The organism is Amycolatopsis bartoniae, assembly GCF_014191255.1.
Lineage (GTDB): Bacteria > Actinomycetota > Actinomycetes > Mycobacteriales > Pseudonocardiaceae > Amycolatopsis_E > Amycolatopsis_E bartoniae.
On sequence record NZ_JACHWH010000002.1, the window covers coordinates 310909 to 324283 of the forward strand.

15 protein-coding genes are annotated in these 13375 nt (G+C 72.1%); 8 read left to right on the forward strand and 7 right to left on the reverse strand.

Features of this window, described 5'->3' with window-relative positions:
* Positions 1–209: 209 nt before the first annotated feature.
* A complete protein-coding gene (locus FHX82_RS13295) occupies positions 210–644 on the reverse strand; it encodes a hypothetical protein (protein ID WP_145937734.1) in 435 nt (144 codons plus the stop codon).
* A gap of 343 nt (positions 645–987) precedes the next feature.
* Between FHX82_RS13295 and FHX82_RS13300 the strand changes: the two genes are divergently transcribed.
* Both FHX82_RS13300 and FHX82_RS13305 read left to right on the forward strand, forming a co-directional pair.
* Positions 988–1356 carry an STAS domain-containing protein gene (locus tag FHX82_RS13300; RefSeq protein ID WP_145937735.1) on the forward strand — a complete coding sequence of 123 codons (369 nt, stop codon included), beginning with the start codon at positions 988–990 and terminating at the stop codon, positions 1354–1356.
* A gap of 123 nt (positions 1357–1479) precedes the next feature.
* Positions 1480–1677, forward strand: a complete 198-nt coding sequence (locus FHX82_RS13305; RefSeq protein ID WP_221216129.1) for a hypothetical protein — start codon at positions 1480–1482, stop codon at positions 1675–1677.
* Here FHX82_RS13305 and FHX82_RS13310 read toward each other — a convergent pair.
* Complete coding sequence (locus FHX82_RS13310; protein ID WP_229880853.1) at positions 1674–2885, reverse strand: HEAT repeat domain-containing protein; 1212 nt, start codon at positions 2883–2885, stop codon at positions 1674–1676. The two genes, FHX82_RS13305 and FHX82_RS13310, sit on opposite strands and share 4 nt — an antisense overlap.
* A gap of 127 nt (positions 2886–3012) precedes the next feature.
* Here FHX82_RS13310 and FHX82_RS13315 point away from each other — a divergent pair, with 127 nt between their 5' ends.
* A complete protein-coding gene (locus FHX82_RS13315) occupies positions 3013–5070 on the forward strand; it encodes a DUF6351 family protein (protein WP_145937736.1) in 2058 nt (685 codons plus the stop codon).
* Between the two features lie 12 nt (positions 5071–5082).
* On the opposite strand, the gene FHX82_RS13320 is transcribed toward FHX82_RS13315, so the two are convergent.
* The gene (locus FHX82_RS13320; RefSeq protein WP_145937737.1) at positions 5083–6042 is read right to left on the reverse strand and encodes an anti-sigma factor RsbA family regulatory protein; all 960 of its coding nucleotides are present in this window, start codon (positions 6040–6042) and stop codon (positions 5083–5085) included.
* Positions 6039–6836, reverse strand: a complete 798-nt coding sequence (locus FHX82_RS13325; protein ID WP_229880855.1) for an MEDS and STAS domain-containing protein — start codon at positions 6834–6836, stop codon at positions 6039–6041. Before FHX82_RS13325 ends, FHX82_RS13320 begins: the two co-directional genes overlap by 4 nt.
* A 49-nt stretch (positions 6837–6885) precedes the next feature.
* Here FHX82_RS13325 and FHX82_RS13330 point away from each other — a divergent pair, with 49 nt between their 5' ends.
* Complete coding sequence (locus FHX82_RS13330) at positions 6886–7689, forward strand: DUF1295 domain-containing protein (RefSeq protein ID WP_145937738.1); 804 nt, start codon at positions 6886–6888, stop codon at positions 7687–7689.
* On the opposite strand, the gene FHX82_RS13335 is transcribed toward FHX82_RS13330, so the two are convergent.
* Complete coding sequence (locus tag FHX82_RS13335; protein WP_229880858.1) at positions 7674–9272, reverse strand: amidohydrolase; 1599 nt, start codon at positions 9270–9272, stop codon at positions 7674–7676. The genes FHX82_RS13330 and FHX82_RS13335 overlap by 16 nt on opposite strands.
* A 37-nt stretch (positions 9273–9309) precedes the next feature.
* Positions 9310–10044: a TetR family transcriptional regulator gene (locus FHX82_RS13340; RefSeq protein ID WP_145937739.1), complete on the reverse strand. Its 735-nt coding sequence runs from the start codon at positions 10042–10044 to the stop codon at positions 9310–9312.
* Positions 10045–10136: 92 nt separating this feature from the next.
* On the opposite strand from FHX82_RS13340, the gene FHX82_RS13345 reads away from it, so the two are divergent.
* A complete protein-coding gene (locus tag FHX82_RS13345) occupies positions 10137–10595 on the forward strand; it encodes a hypothetical protein (RefSeq protein ID WP_145937740.1) in 459 nt (152 codons plus the stop codon).
* Between the two features lie 153 nt (positions 10596–10748).
* On the opposite strand, the gene FHX82_RS13350 is transcribed toward FHX82_RS13345, so the two are convergent.
* Entirely contained in the window at positions 10749–10895 is a 147-nt protein-coding gene (locus FHX82_RS13350; RefSeq protein WP_183176624.1) for a hypothetical protein, read from the reverse strand.
* Positions 10896–11044: 149 nt separating this feature from the next.
* Between FHX82_RS13350 and FHX82_RS13355 the strand changes: the two genes are divergently transcribed.
* From FHX82_RS13355 to FHX82_RS13365, 3 genes are read left to right on the forward strand one after another with little or no spacing between them, the layout of a single operon-like run.
* Positions 11045–11461: a hypothetical protein gene (locus tag FHX82_RS13355; protein WP_145937741.1), complete on the forward strand. Its 417-nt coding sequence runs from the start codon at positions 11045–11047 to the stop codon at positions 11459–11461.
* Positions 11462–11502: 41 nt separating this feature from the next.
* Positions 11503–12453, forward strand: a complete 951-nt coding sequence (locus tag FHX82_RS13360) for a phage baseplate protein (RefSeq protein ID WP_145937742.1) — start codon at positions 11503–11505, stop codon at positions 12451–12453.
* An 18-nt stretch (positions 12454–12471) separates the two neighbouring features.
* A complete protein-coding gene (locus FHX82_RS13365; protein WP_145937743.1) occupies positions 12472–13353 on the forward strand; it encodes an NAD-dependent protein deacetylase in 882 nt (293 codons plus the stop codon).
* Positions 13354–13375: the final 22 nt, after the last annotated feature.

The following is a 13375-nucleotide window of genomic DNA, read 5'->3' on the forward strand; positions in this document are numbered from 1 at the left end:
CCCCCACAGAAATTCGGCATGATCGTTGATCAATACATAGGGAAGGTTGGGACCCAACATAGCAGCAGTTCCTGAAACGCGCACTGGCCATTCTATAGCCAGAGCCCAGCACCCCGAGGTTGCCAAATTGACGCCTGGCCATCACGAGAGTAGACGACGGAGAACGTCCTCCTCAACGTGCGAGCACTGTCCACAACGGACCAAAAGACTCAAGCCGAGACCCGGGGTTCCGGAAAGTGCTGCCCGTCCGGCTCCGGGACCGCGCTGGGCAGCTGGACGCACGCCCACAGCGTGGTGCCCTCGTGCTCGTTCCCGATGCCCCAGTCGGCGGCGCACGCCTCCAGCACGCGGCGGCTCGTGCGCGAGCGGCTCGGCGAGAACGGCAGGCCCAGGTACGGCGAGTTCACCGCGATCCGCAGCGCGGGCCGGCGGTAGGAGCGGCTGACGCTCACGTCGACGGGCTGCGTGCCGTACTCGCAGCCCAGCGTGCCCAGCTCGTCGGCGACCAGCACGGCGTCGATCACGTCGTCCTGCGCGCAGTCGAGCAGGAGCAGCCGCACGACCTCTCTCAGCTTCCCCAGGTCCGCCAGTCCGCCGAGAACGAGCCGTTCCAGCCGCTCGCCGTGCTGCCGTGCCGCACCCATGGGGCCCCACCTCCGCCTGACCTGGCGTCTCGTCTGGACCGGATACCCGGAAGGACGGGAGGGAAACGCAGAGCGACCCCCGGCGCGCAAGACCCCGACCGGGCGACAGCGCTCCGCAGCGGGACGTTACTGTTAGCTCCGAGTCGTACCGGGGACGCGCGTTTGCGGGTCCCAAGATCACGACTACGCTGCACTACCACGGTTGAGTCCACAGCCGTTCCGCACGTCTTTCCGCGGGAAAGACGGGGGTCAGGCGTGGGTTCGAGCGTGTCTCGCGCTTGCGTTTCCTGGCCCGGTCCGACACCACGTGCGCCGCGAGGCGCCGGCACAGGGAGGTCTCCGCGTGACGCCGCAGCCGCCTGTTCCCCACCCCGGTTCGCTCAGCCTGTCCACGCACTGGCCCGAGCCCGACGTCGTGGTGCTGTCGGTGGCCGGAGACCTGGACATGCTCACGTCGCCGCAGCTGTCGGAGTCCCTGCAGAAGCTGCTGGAGCGGTCGCCGCGGCGGATCGTGGTGGACCTGACCAAGGTCGACTTCCTCGGTTCGGCCGGGCTCGCGGCGCTGGTCACGGCCCACGAACGCGTCGAGTCGCGGGAGTCGCTGCGCATCGTCGCGTCCGCCCGCGAGACGCAGCGCGCCTTCCAGATGACGGGCCTGGACGAGCTGCTCGCGCTGTACCCGACGGCCGAGGCCGCGCTCGCCGACGGCTGAGCGCGTAACGGTCCCCCGGCTCCGGGCCGATATCCCTGCAGGACCCCACCGGTGGCTCGGACCCGCGGCTGCCCTCGTTCGGGTGTGGGTCATCCGTGGGGACCGAGGCCGAGGTGATGCGTTGTGCACATCCACTCCGGCGCCACCGGTGCGCGCAACCGCCGCTGGTGGTGGCTGCTGTGCGCACTGGTGTTCGCCGTCACCGCCGGGATGCAGGTGTACCTCGCCGTGAGCATGACCGCGTGGTGGGCCTGGGCGGCGGCGACCGTGCTCACGCTCATCACCGCCGCCTGCCTGTATGCCGCCCAGCGGCGGATCTAGAGACGGGCGCGCAGCTCCCGTGCCCGATGGGGCCCGATCCGCGATTCGGCGCGGGTGAGCAGTTGCCGCAGTTCACGGGCCTGGTCCTCCCGCGGCCCGCGGTAGAGCCGCGCGCTCTCGTGCCGGAACCAGTTGTCCAGGTCCTCCCGGGCGTCGTCGGCCAACGGCTCGTCCGGAGCGGTCAGCAGCCGCAGGTCCACGACCAGCCGCGTCCAGTCGTTCCGGGCGCACAGCAACGCATGCGCCGCGCCGCGCTGGACCGGCGAGCGGTCACGCTCCAGCAGGCGCAGCAACGTGCCCTCGTCGACCAGGTAAGGATCCGTCCGCAACGCCCGGCGGACCCGCCGCACGACCCTCGGCGCGGGATCTTCCAGCAGCGGCACCAGTGCACGCAGCTCGCCGAGCCGCGCCAGCGCCCTGGCCGCTTCCGCCCGCACCTTCGGCCGTTCGTCGGCCAGCACGGGCAGTAGCAGCGGCACATCCGATGCCGTGCCCGTCTCACCCAGCCCGGCGACGGCGCCGAGTTCCGGCAGCCGTTTCCGGTAGTGCGGCGCGGCGTCCTCGCCGTTGCGCCGCAGCACCCACTGCGCGTTGGCCCGGACGATCGAGCTGGGGTCGGCCAGCGCGGCCACGGCCGCGTCGCGGTCACCCTGGATGCCCAGCGCCCGCAGCGCGCCGGTACCGCTGGTGCGCAGGAGGTCCCGCACCTCGGGATCGGTGCTGCCGACGAGCGCGTTCGCCGCGAGCAGCCGGATGCCCAGATCGGGGTCGCGCAGGGCCTTCTTGAGCTGCTCGTGGCTCGCGCGGCCGGACGCGTACGCCGCGCGGCGGACGACCCGGTCCTCGGACGCGAGCGCCAGGGGCAGCAGTTCCGGCGCGGCGATCCTCGCCTCCAGCTGCGCGGCGAGCCAACCGCCGTCCAGGCGGCGCCGCAGCAGGGCGGCCAGCGGGAACAGGTCGAGCGCGACCATCGGGTCCTGGAACAGGACCTTCAGGCACTCCCGCCGGGAGCGCTCCCGGACCTGCGGCACCCAGCCCGCCGCCCGCACCGCGAGCAGCGGCAGAAGGGACCGGTCGCCGCCGATCCGCGCCACCGCGGCTTCCCGCCGGTAGCCGTTCGGCGAGCACGCGTCGAAGAGGAGGCCCCTGTCCTGGAGCCCCTTCCGGCGCACGGACTCGTCGAAAGCGAGCCATTCCTCGGGAGTCACGCCGGAAGTCTGCCTTGCGCGAACCCGGATCCTCCACCGAATTCCTCGCCTCACGGGCCACTTCCGTGCTATACCGGCTGACGCCGGTGCCACGGGGTAGTGGCGCCCTTGCCGCAGTGGGGTGCTCATGGCGAGACGTACCTGGCGCTCGATGATCCTGCTGGCCGCGCTCGCCGCGCCCGCCGTCGTGCCGCTCACCGCGGCCGCCGACCCGGCCCCGCAGCCCGTGCTGACGAGCGTCTCCAACCCCCGGCCCGAGTTCGTCAGCGGCGGCCAGGTGCTCCTGTCGGTCAACACCGCCGCGCGGGTCACCGTGAACGGCCGCGACGTCACGCCCGAGTTCCACCGGCGCTCCGACGGCAGTTACCTCGGGCTGGTCACCGGGCTGCGCGACGGCCGCAACGACGTCGTCGCCACCACGCATGGTCGTTCGGCGAAGCTCCGCGTCACCAACCACCCCATCACCGGGCCCGTGTTCTCCGGCCCGCAGCAGCAGCCCTTCTACTGCGAGACCACGGCGTACGGCCTGCCTCCGGCGCAGCAACCGCTGTGCGGCGCGCCCACCCAGGTGACCTACCAGTACCGCACCACGGCGGGCGCGTTCGCGTCGCTCGCCGACCCGGCCGCGCGTCCGGCCGACCTGGCCACGACGACCGTGAACGGCCGCAGCGTGCCGTACGTCGTGCGGGTCGAGCGCGGCACGATCGACCGCGCGGTGTACGAGATCGCCGCGCTGTACGACGGGCAGCCCTCGCCGTTCGCGCCCGACCGGTCCTGGAACGGCCGACTGGTCTATACCTTTGGTGGCGGCTGCAACGCTGGCTACCACCAGGGCGCCACGACCGGCGGAGTGCTCGAAGACCTCTTCCTGTCGCAGGGCTACGCGGTCGCGTCGTCGAGCCTCAACGTGCTGGACAACAACTGCAGCCCGGTCATCTCCGCCGAGGCCGCGATGATGGTCAAGGAGCACTTCGCCGAGACCTACGGCCCGATCACCCACACGATCGGCTGGGGCGGGTCCGGTGGCGGGATCCAGCAGTACGACATCGCCGAGGCGTATCCGGGCATCGTGGACGGCATCATTCCGGGCATCTCGTTCCCCGACCCGCTGAGCACGGGCGGCCCGGTGAGCGACTGCCGGCTGCTGGAACAGTTCTTCGGCGGCGCGTCCTTCACCGCCGCGCAGAAGCAGGCCGTCTCCGGGTACCACGACTACTCCACGTGCACGGCGTGGACGGAAACGTTCGCCAGCCGCGCGACCGCGACGGGCAGCTGCAACCCGGCCATCCCCGTCTCGGCGCGCTGGGATCCGGTGACCAATCCACACGGGGTCATCTGCAATTCCAACGAGCAGCTGGTCAACCAGTTCGGCCGCGACCCGCGGACCGGGTTCGTGCGCAGCCCGCTGGACAACGTGGGCGTGCAGTACGGGCTCGCGGCACTGCGGTCCGGCGCGATCACACCCGCCCAGTTCGCGCAGCTGAACGCGTCGATCGGCGGGATCGACTACACCGGGAAAGCGGTTTCTCAGCGGACCGAGGCCGATCTGAAAGCGCTTTCTGCCACCTATGCCGACGACCTGCTGAACTCGGCAAGCCAGGGGCTGCGCGAGACGCCGATCATCGACCAGCGCACGGACCTGGACTTCGCCGGCCGGGACGCGAACATCCATACGACGGAGTGGTCGTTCGCGCTGCGGCAGCGGCTGCTCGACGCGAACGGGACGGCGGCCAACCAGGTGATCATCGAGAACCAGGTGACCGACGCCGTCGCGGCGAGCCGGTACGAACTGTCCGCGATGGACCGCTGGCTGACCGCGATCGAGGCGGATCACTCGCACCGCGGCCAGGCGCAGAAGGTGCTCGCGAACCGCCCGGCGGACCTGGGCGACGGCTGCTACCTGTCGGGCCAGCGCGTACGAGCGGCGTTGGACAGCGGCCCGTGCGCGACGCAGTACCCGGTGGCGGGTAACCCGCGCACGGTGGCGGGCGAGAGCATCGCGATCGACGTGCTGAAGTGCCGCCTGAAGCCGCTCGACTTCCGCGACTACCCGGTGACCTTCACCGACGCGGAGAAGCGGCAGCTGCGGTCGGCCTTCCCGACGGGCGTGTGCGACTACGGAAAGCCCGGAGTGGGCCAACGCGAGCCAGTGGGGACGTGGCTGGACTACTCGGTTCGGCGGTAGGTCCACAAAGGACTAAACCGGTGGCCGCCCCGCGGTGAGGCGCACCACGAAGTCGCCTTCCTGGTTCCGTCCGAAGACCACGTGGTTGCACAGCTGGTGCGCGAGCCACAGGCCCAGCCCGCCGTTCGGGGCCTTCGCCGCCGGCAGCAGGCCCGCGAACGGGTCCGCCGGACCCGGGCCGCGGTCGGTCACCGTGACCACCAGCCGGCCGTCCGTGGCCCAGCAGCGCATCCGCACCGGCGGCGCGCCGTGCTCGATGGCGTTCGTCACCACCTCGCTGACGGCGACCAGGAAGTCCTCGAAGTCGTCCTGCCCCACCCCGGCGGAGTTCACCCCCAGCAACGCCCGCCGCGCCGCGGACGGCGCCACGCCGGTCACGTCCACCAGCGGCGGCGTGGCCTCGACCGGATCCGGCTCGACCACCCGGGGCGCGCTGAGGAACCCCGCCGCACCCACGTAGTCGGGGTTGGGCCGGTGGTCGCCGCCGGGGCCGGCGCGGCGGGGGTGCGTGCGCGCCACGTCGTCGAGGACGTGTGCCGGCGTGCTGCGCGTGTCGTAGATGCACATGCTCCACAGCGGGAACTCGCGGTAGGCCACGTTGACCGTCGCCTCGTAGCGCGCCCACCAGTCCCACGTCGCGCCGAGGCCCTCCGGCGGGATCTCCCCGATGACGCGGATCTGCGCGGCCCCCTCGGCCACGAAACCGGTCAGCAGGTCCCGGTAGGCCCGGATCGCGACGGCCGGGCGCGCGTACACCGCGCCGCCGCCCTGGTACACGAGCCCGTCGAGGTCGCCGAGCCGCTCCCGCAGCAGCGCGGTCTTGCGCTCGCCGAGCGACACCACCGTCGGCTCCCCCGCCTCGATCCCGCCGAGCAGGAACGGCACGGCGGTGTCGAGCAGGGCCTTGTCCGAGGAGTAGTACACGGCCTCGTGGTAGTAACCACGGTGACCGGCGGCTGCTCCCGTCCTCATCCCGCCTCGACCCGGATTCCGTCGAGGCCGAGCAGCTCGACCAGCCGCGCCGGAGACCGCAGCCCCGTGCGCAGCACGACCTCGTCGAACCCGCGCCCGCGGGCGTGCTCCGCCAGCGCGACCAGCGCCCGGTGGTCGATGAACCTCACGCCGGACGCCTCGACGTACAGCGAGCGCTGCCCCGGACACAGGTCGGCGCGCTCCAGCGCCAGCGACAGCAGCGTCCGCCCGGCGAGGTCCAGCTCCCCGGCCAGCGACACGCCGTCGGTGCCGCACGCGTAGAGCCGGAACGGCGGCTCGGCGTTGCTCGCCGGGTGCAGCGATGCCAGGTGGGTCACCACGTCTTCGGCGAGCGCGCGGCGGTCGTAGGCGCACATGGCGGTGAACGGCCGGGTCGCCATGACGTGGTCGGCCAGGTGCTCGTACCGCCCGAACGCCGCCAGCTGCGTCGGCGTGCGCACCAGCCCGGTGACGTCGGCGGCCACGCGGAACCCCGTGAACCCGTCGCGCAGCGCCCGGTCCGTCGCCTCGGCGTAGCTGCGGGCCTGCGCGGCCGGGTCGACCACGGCACCGGGCGTGTAGTTCTCGTGCACCAGCGAGACCTCGACGCCGTCGAGCCCCAGCCCCGCGTCCTCGGTGGCCGTCAGGTAGTGGACCCGCTGGCCCTCGGCCAGCCCGTCGGCGAGGAACTCGCGGGCACGGGCGCGGAACTCGTGCCGGTCGCGGTAGGACCAGCAGAGGTGGTCATGGGACGCGAACCCACGCGCGTGTGCGAACGCGCCGACTCGTCTCACCTTCACCAGCGTAGCGGCCGGCGCCGCGGCCGGCACGTAAGGTGATTCCGTGCTGGTCGTCTCGCTGGGCATCTTCGCCGGGGTCGTGCTCGTCACCTGGCTGCTCTCGTTGGTCACCCGCGAGTACTCGTGGGTGGACCGGATCTGGTCGCTGGTCCCGATCGCGTACGTCGCGGTGTTCGCGGCCGGAGCGGGTTTCGCCGACGCGCGGCTGGACGTGCTGCTGGTGCTGGTGGCGTTGTGGGGCGCGCGGCTGACGTTCAACTTCGCCCGCAAGGGTGGGTACGCGCCCGGCGGCGAGGACTACCGGTGGGCGATCCTGCGGGAGCGCATGCGGCCGTGGCAGTTCCAGGTGTTCAACTTCGCGTTCATTTCGCTCTACCAGAACGTGATCCTGCTGCTGATCTCCCTGCCCGCGTACACCGCGCTGCGGCACCGGACTCCGTTCGGGATCGCGGACGTCGTGCTCACCGTGGTGTTCCTGGCCCTGCTGGCCGGTGAGACGATCGCCGACCAGCAGCAGTGGAACTTCCAGCGGCACAAGCACGCGGAGCTGGCCGCCGGGCGCGAGCCGGCACGGCGGTTCGTGCAGACCGGGCTGTTCCGCTACTCGCGCCACCCCAACTTCTTCTTCGAGCAGGCGCAGTGGTGGGTGGTGTTCGGCTTCGGCGCGGCCGCCGCGCGTTCGCCGTGGCAGTGGACGGTGGCCGGGGCGGTGCTGCTGACCCTGTTGTTCCTCGGCTCCACGCGGTTCACCGAAAGCATCAGCCTGAGCCGCTACCCGGAGTACGCCGACTACCAGCGCCGCACGTCCGCGCAGATCCCGTGGCGGCCGCGTCACAGCTCGCCGTAGACCACCTCGCCACCGAGGATCGTCGCGCGGACACCGGTTCCGGCCAGCTCCGGTGTCGGCACTTCGAGCGGATTCCCTTCCAGCACGGCGAAATCGGCGAGCCTGCCCCGGGTCACGCTGCCGTCCAGGTGTTCCCGGCGACAGGCACGCGCCGCCCCGATCGTCGCCGCGGAAAGCGCTTCCCCAACCGTGATCCCCTCCTCGGGGCCGACGACGCGACCGGAGTTCGACCGCCGCTCCACCATGAACTGCACCGCCCGCAGCGGCGCCCCGGTCACCACCGGACGATCCGAACTGGACGCAACGGCGACCCCGGCGTCGAGCAGCGCGCGGCCCCGGTACAACCAGTTCGCGCGCTCCGGCCCGAGGATGTCGGAGTAGTCGTCACCGTTGTCCCACAGGAACTCCGGCTGGAGCACGGCGGTGAGCCCGAGCTCGGCCAGTCGCGGCAGCTGGTCCGGCCGCACGAGTCCACAGTGCTCGATCCGGTGGCGCGCGTCCGGTCGCGGCGCCTTCGCCTGTGCCTCGCCGATCGCGTCGAGCGCCAGATCCAGTGCGCGGTCGCCGATCGCGTGCACCGCGAGCTGCCAGCCCGCGGTGTGCCCGTCGAGGATGATCCGCCGCAGCAACGCGGGATCCTCCTGCAGCTCACCGGATTCGGCACTGTCCACATAGGGCGCGGTGAGCGCGGCGGTGCGCGCCATCATGCCGCCGTCGAGCCACAGTTTCAGCGCGCCGATCGACAGCGTCTCGTCGCCGAAACCCGACCGCAGGCCGAGGTCGACGCCCCGGGTGATGCCGTCTTCCGGATGTCCCGCCAGGTCACGCAGCGCGTCGGAGGCGACCATCAGCTGCATCCGCACCGGCAACCGCCCCGACTCGCGCGCCGCCTGGTACGCCGCCACCTCCACGGGCGGGGTCGCGATCAGACCACCCCCGATGCCGGCCTCCGCGCACGCGGTGACGCCCTGCGCCAGGCACGCCTTTCCGGCGCGCTCGATGGCCGCGACGAGCTCGTCCAGCCGGTACGGCAGCCGCGCCCGGCGCACCGCGATCTGCGCGCGTTCGAGCATCAGGCCGTTCGGCTCACCGTCGTCGTAGCCGACGTCGGCGCCCAGTTCGGCGAGCGCAATCCCTTGCAGCACCGCACTGTTGACCACCGCGGCGTGCCCGGAGGTGTGCTGCAGCCATAGCCTTCGCCCACCCGAGACGGCGTCCAGTTCGGCTCGCTTGAGGTGCCCGCCGAGAGGGCGCTGGTCGTATCCGGTGACTTCGACCCAGTCGCCGGGCTCCGCGCTCTCGCACGCGCGCCGCAGGATTTCGAGCACCTGCGCGCGGTCCCGCAGCCCGGTGAGGTCGGTACCGCCGAGGGTCATCCCGGCCCAGACCATGTGCGTGTGCGCGTCGACGAAACCCGGCAGCACGGTCGCGCCCCCGGCGTTCAGCGTGCGCCGGGCGGACAGCCCGTCGACCTCCTCGTCGACGCCGACGACGCGGCCGCCCCACACGCCGATCCGCGAGGCGAGCGGGCGCGCGGGGTCCATCGTGAGCACGGTCGCGTTCTCGAGGAGCAGGTCGAGCACAGGCGTTCCTTCCGCTAAGGGCACTCAGTGCCACTGCTCAGTCGGCCGGGCGCAGCGCCTCCGACAGCTGCCGCACGACCTCCGACATGGGCGCGGACGCGTCCAGCACCGCGACCACCGTCTTGGCCTCGCCGCCGGGCCGGGCGGGCGCGGAGAACGCCTCGACCACGAGCTGGAAGGCCTCCCTGGCGTGGGCGTGCACGTCGTCCTGGCCGCCGCTGCGCAGCCACTGGCGCAGCACGTGGTTGTGCGCGGCGGCGACGGCCGCGGCCGCGACGGACGCGCGCAGCCCCGCCATCGGGTCCCCGGCGGCCTCGAACCGCTCGCGCAGGTACCGGGCGAACACTCGCTGGTACCGGTCGACGGTGGCGACCTCGCGGTCGCGCAGCGAGGCCACGGTTCTGGTGAGCGCAAAGCGTTTCACCGACACGTCGGGGTCGGCGAGGTACTGGTCGAGCACGAGGCCGACGGCCGTGCACGCGACCGCGACGGGGTCCTGCGCCGGCACGGCGGTGGCGAGCGAGCGCTCGATGTCGCGCAGCACCTCCTCGTGGTCCGGGAAGATCGCGTCCTCCTTGGACCGGAAGTAGCGGAAGAACGTGCGGCGGCCGACCCCGGCCGCGGCCGCGATCTCGTCGACCGTCGTGGTGTCGTAGCCCTGCGCGAGGAACAGGTCGATGGCCGCGACGGTCAGCGCGTGCCGCAGGCGGCGACGGCCGGCCGTGGTGCGGCCGGCCCGGGTTCGCGGCGGCTGCCGGGACTCGACGGACATGCCTCGAAACTAGCAGGCGCTGTTGCTAAGGGCACTCAGTGCCGTTACGATGTGAACAGGTCGATCCAGCGTCGCGGGCCGGGAGGTATCTGATGAGCGTGCAGCAGGAACTCGAGCCCGGCGCGGGCCACGGCGTGGAGTACCGGCGGGTGTTCGGCTGGCCGGTCCGCTGGCACGAGAACGCACTCCAACTTGTGACCGGCTCCGGCATCGGTGCCGTGGCGGTGCCGCGCGCGCTGGCCGACCGCGTGCTGGCGGCGGTGGCGCGGCAGGGCTGCGAGGGCCCCGCGGTGTGTGTGCTGACCAAGCGCGGCAGCGTCGTCGTGCTCCTCGTGGAGGCGGACATGCTCGCCCCCGGCGAGGAGTCCCTGCCCGGCGGAGTCCGCGTCCTGACCGCGGGCACGCCGATCCGGCTGCCCGACGAGCGCAGCCCGCGCGACCTGACCCACTGGATCGTGCCGCCGGACCCGCGCCAGCGCTGGCTCCCCAGCCTGACATCCGTGCTGGCCAGCATCCGTTCCGTCGCCCCGCCCCGGGTCCCGGCGGCCTGAGCACTTCCCGTCCGGCGCTTCCTGTCCTGTGCGTCGAGTACTCGCTGACGGCGTCACTGACGTTTCGCGGGCACGGCACACCGCGGCCGCGACTGCGCCGAAAAGCAGCCGCGCGCCCCCTCGCCGACTGGACCCGACCCCCGTCGGCCCAGGTCAGACCGTTGCCGCGACCTCGGTGTGGCCCAGGCTCTCGGCCTCGCCGTCGACCTGCCCCTGCGCTTGGACGGCCGCCTGCACGCTCGCCAGCACCGCGTCGAAGACGGGCGTCGGCTCCTGCGCGGACTTCTCCCCAACTGCCATGTCGATATTGTCCCCCGTACCCGCGGCCGGCGCACGGCGAACAAGATCCACAGTGGACGTGCGGTGACGGGCTTCACCTGGTGGTTTCACCGGAACGAGCGGGGGTACTCCCCAGGCTCCTACGTTGAGCACCCAGCGGAGGCAGCTCCATGGCAACAACATTCTCCAGCCCTCCGCGGCAGGTCGCGATCGTGCTGGCCGGCCCGCAGGACCTCGCCGTGCTGCGCAGGCACACCCAGGCCCTGCTCACGGGCGCGCCCGAGAAGGACCTGGTCGACGCCCTGCTCGTGGTCAACGAGGTCGCCACCATCGCGTGGCTCGCGGACCGGCGGGCGTTCCGGGTGCGGCTGGTGCGAATGAGCGACGGAACCCTGCGCGCCGAGGCCGAAAGCCCGGCCGCGCTCGCCGAAGACCTGGGCAAGTCCGGCAAGCTGCTCAGCGCGCTGGCCGGGAACTGGGGCGTGCGCCGTCGCACCGAAGGTGCGCTCGTCTGGGCCGACATCGTCCTGCCGCCGCCACCCGAACGTCCTCGCGTCACCGGCGAGTCCATGCCCGTGCACGGCTGAGCTTGTACGGCCCTTGTACGGGCGCGGCGCACGCTGGGGGCATGTCCGAACCCCTCTCCCGCCGTACGCTCCTGCGGGCCGGCGCCACCACCGCGGTCCTGCTGGGCGCGGGCGTGCTGGCCACCGGCACGGCCGCCGCGACCGTTCCGGCCTCCTCGTACTTCGACCTCACGCAGCCCTCGTACGACCTGTTCCGCGGCGCGATGCTGCACGAGTCGCACCACGTGATGCAGGGCTTCGCCTTCGACAACGTCAACCGCAGGCTGTTCATCGTGCAGGCGCAGAACGGCACGTCCGGCGACGACCTGTGCGTCAACCAGGTCAGCTTCTCCGGCGAGCTCGAAGGCTGGATGCACCTCGACGGCGCGGGTCACGGCGTGTCCATCGGCGTCGAACCCGTCGGCACGGCGTCCTACATCTGGATGGAGTGCGACTCGGACAGCACGGGCACCGACGGGCGCGGCACGGCGCTCGCGCGGTTCAAGTTCGCCAGCGGCGGCACGCCGTCGGTCAGGAAGTTCCTCACCGGCAGCAAGACCATCACCTGCGCCACCGACCCGGTGTACGAGCGGATCCTGGTGCGCCGCAACGAGGGCGGCAGGATGTGGTTCAGCCTGTACTCACTGGCCGACGCGGCGGCGGGCGACTTCTCGGCGCCGCTGGCCCACTTCCCGCAGCCGGCGCTGAGCGACCCGGCTCCGACGTTCCAGGGCTACACGGTGTTCGGCCAGTACCTCTACACCCTCGACGGCACCGGCCACGACGACCCGGCCGACATCGACTCGTACGTGACGCGGATCGACCTGAACACCGGCACGGTCGCCGGCCGCGCGCTGACGAAGGCCGGTTCGACGCTGACCTACCGGGAGCCCGAAGGGATGGCGATCTACCGGACCGCCGCGGGTGAGACGCGGCTGTTCCTCGGCTTCGGCTCGCGAGACGGCGTCGACCGGTACGCGAACGTCTTCTACAAGAACGTTCTGCTCGGCTGAGCGCCGTAAGCTGGACGGGTGCGGACGAGACCGACCCTGACCTGGACGCCCGCCGGCGAGCCCGCGCCGCGCACCACCGACCTGAGCGAGGTCGTGCGCGTGCTGGGCGAAGGCGGGGTCGTGGTGCTCAGCGGCGCCGGGCTGTCCACGGAGTCCGGGATTCCGGACTACCGCGGCGCCGAAGGCAGCCTGCGACGGCACACGCCGATGACGTACCAGGAGTTCGCCGGCAGCGAGGCGGGCAGGCGCCGGTACTGGGCCCGCAGCCACGTGGGCTGGCGGACGATCGCACGGGCGAGGCCGAACGCGGGGCACCACGCGGTCGCGGCGCTGCACGCGAACGGGCATTTGTCGGGGATCATCACGCAGAACGTCGACGGGCTGCACCAGGCCGCGGGCGCGCCGGACGTCGTGGAGCTGCACGGCAGTCTCGACCGCGTGGTGTGCCTGGGCTGCCGCGGCACGAGTGCCCGCGAGGTCCTCGACCGGCGGCTGCGGGAGGCGAACCCGTCGTTCACCGCGGAGGTCACGCGGATCAACCCGGACGGTGACGTCGAACTGCCCGACGAGGTGGTGCGCGAGTTCCGGCTGGTTCCGTGCGTGGGCTGCGGCGGCGTGTTGAAGCCGGACGTGGTGTTCTTCGGCGAGAACGTGCCGCGCCCGCGCGTCGAGGAGTGTTACCGCCTGGTGGACGAGGCGAACGCGGTGCTGGTGCTCGGTTCCTCGCTGACCGTCATGTCGGGCCTGAGGTTCGTGCGCCACGCGGCGAAGTCCGGCAAGCCCGTGCTGATCGTCAACCAGGGCCACACCCGTGGGGACGCGCACGCCGCCGTCCGGGTGGACCTGCCGCTGGGCCAGGCGCTCACGGCGGTGACCGCACAGCTGGGCTGCGCGGCCTGAGCCGTCAGCATGGCCGGCTGGT

Coding starts and splice junctions, on each gene's coding strand:
- FHX82_RS13320 (WP_145937737.1), bottom strand. CDS start 6,042: ATGAGGACGGGAGCAGCCGCCGGTCACCGTGGTTACTACCACGAGGCC.
- FHX82_RS13360 (WP_145937742.1), top strand. CDS start 11,503: ATGTCCGAACCCCTCTCCCGCCGTACGCTCCTGCGGGCCGGCGCCACC.
- FHX82_RS13345 (WP_145937740.1), top strand. CDS start 10,137: ATGAGCGTGCAGCAGGAACTCGAGCCCGGCGCGGGCCACGGCGTGGAG.
- FHX82_RS13350 (WP_183176624.1), bottom strand. CDS start 10,895: ATGGCAGTTGGGGAGAAGTCCGCGCAGGAGCCGACGCCCGTCTTCGAC.
- FHX82_RS13340 (WP_145937739.1), bottom strand. CDS start 10,044: ATGTCCGTCGAGTCCCGGCAGCCGCCGCGAACCCGGGCCGGCCGCACC.
- FHX82_RS13295 (WP_145937734.1), bottom strand. CDS start 644: ATGGGTGCGGCACGGCAGCACGGCGAGCGGCTGGAACGGCTCGTTCTC.
- FHX82_RS13315 (WP_145937736.1), top strand. CDS start 3,013: ATGGCGAGACGTACCTGGCGCTCGATGATCCTGCTGGCCGCGCTCGCC.
- FHX82_RS13355 (WP_145937741.1), top strand. CDS start 11,045: ATGGCAACAACATTCTCCAGCCCTCCGCGGCAGGTCGCGATCGTGCTG.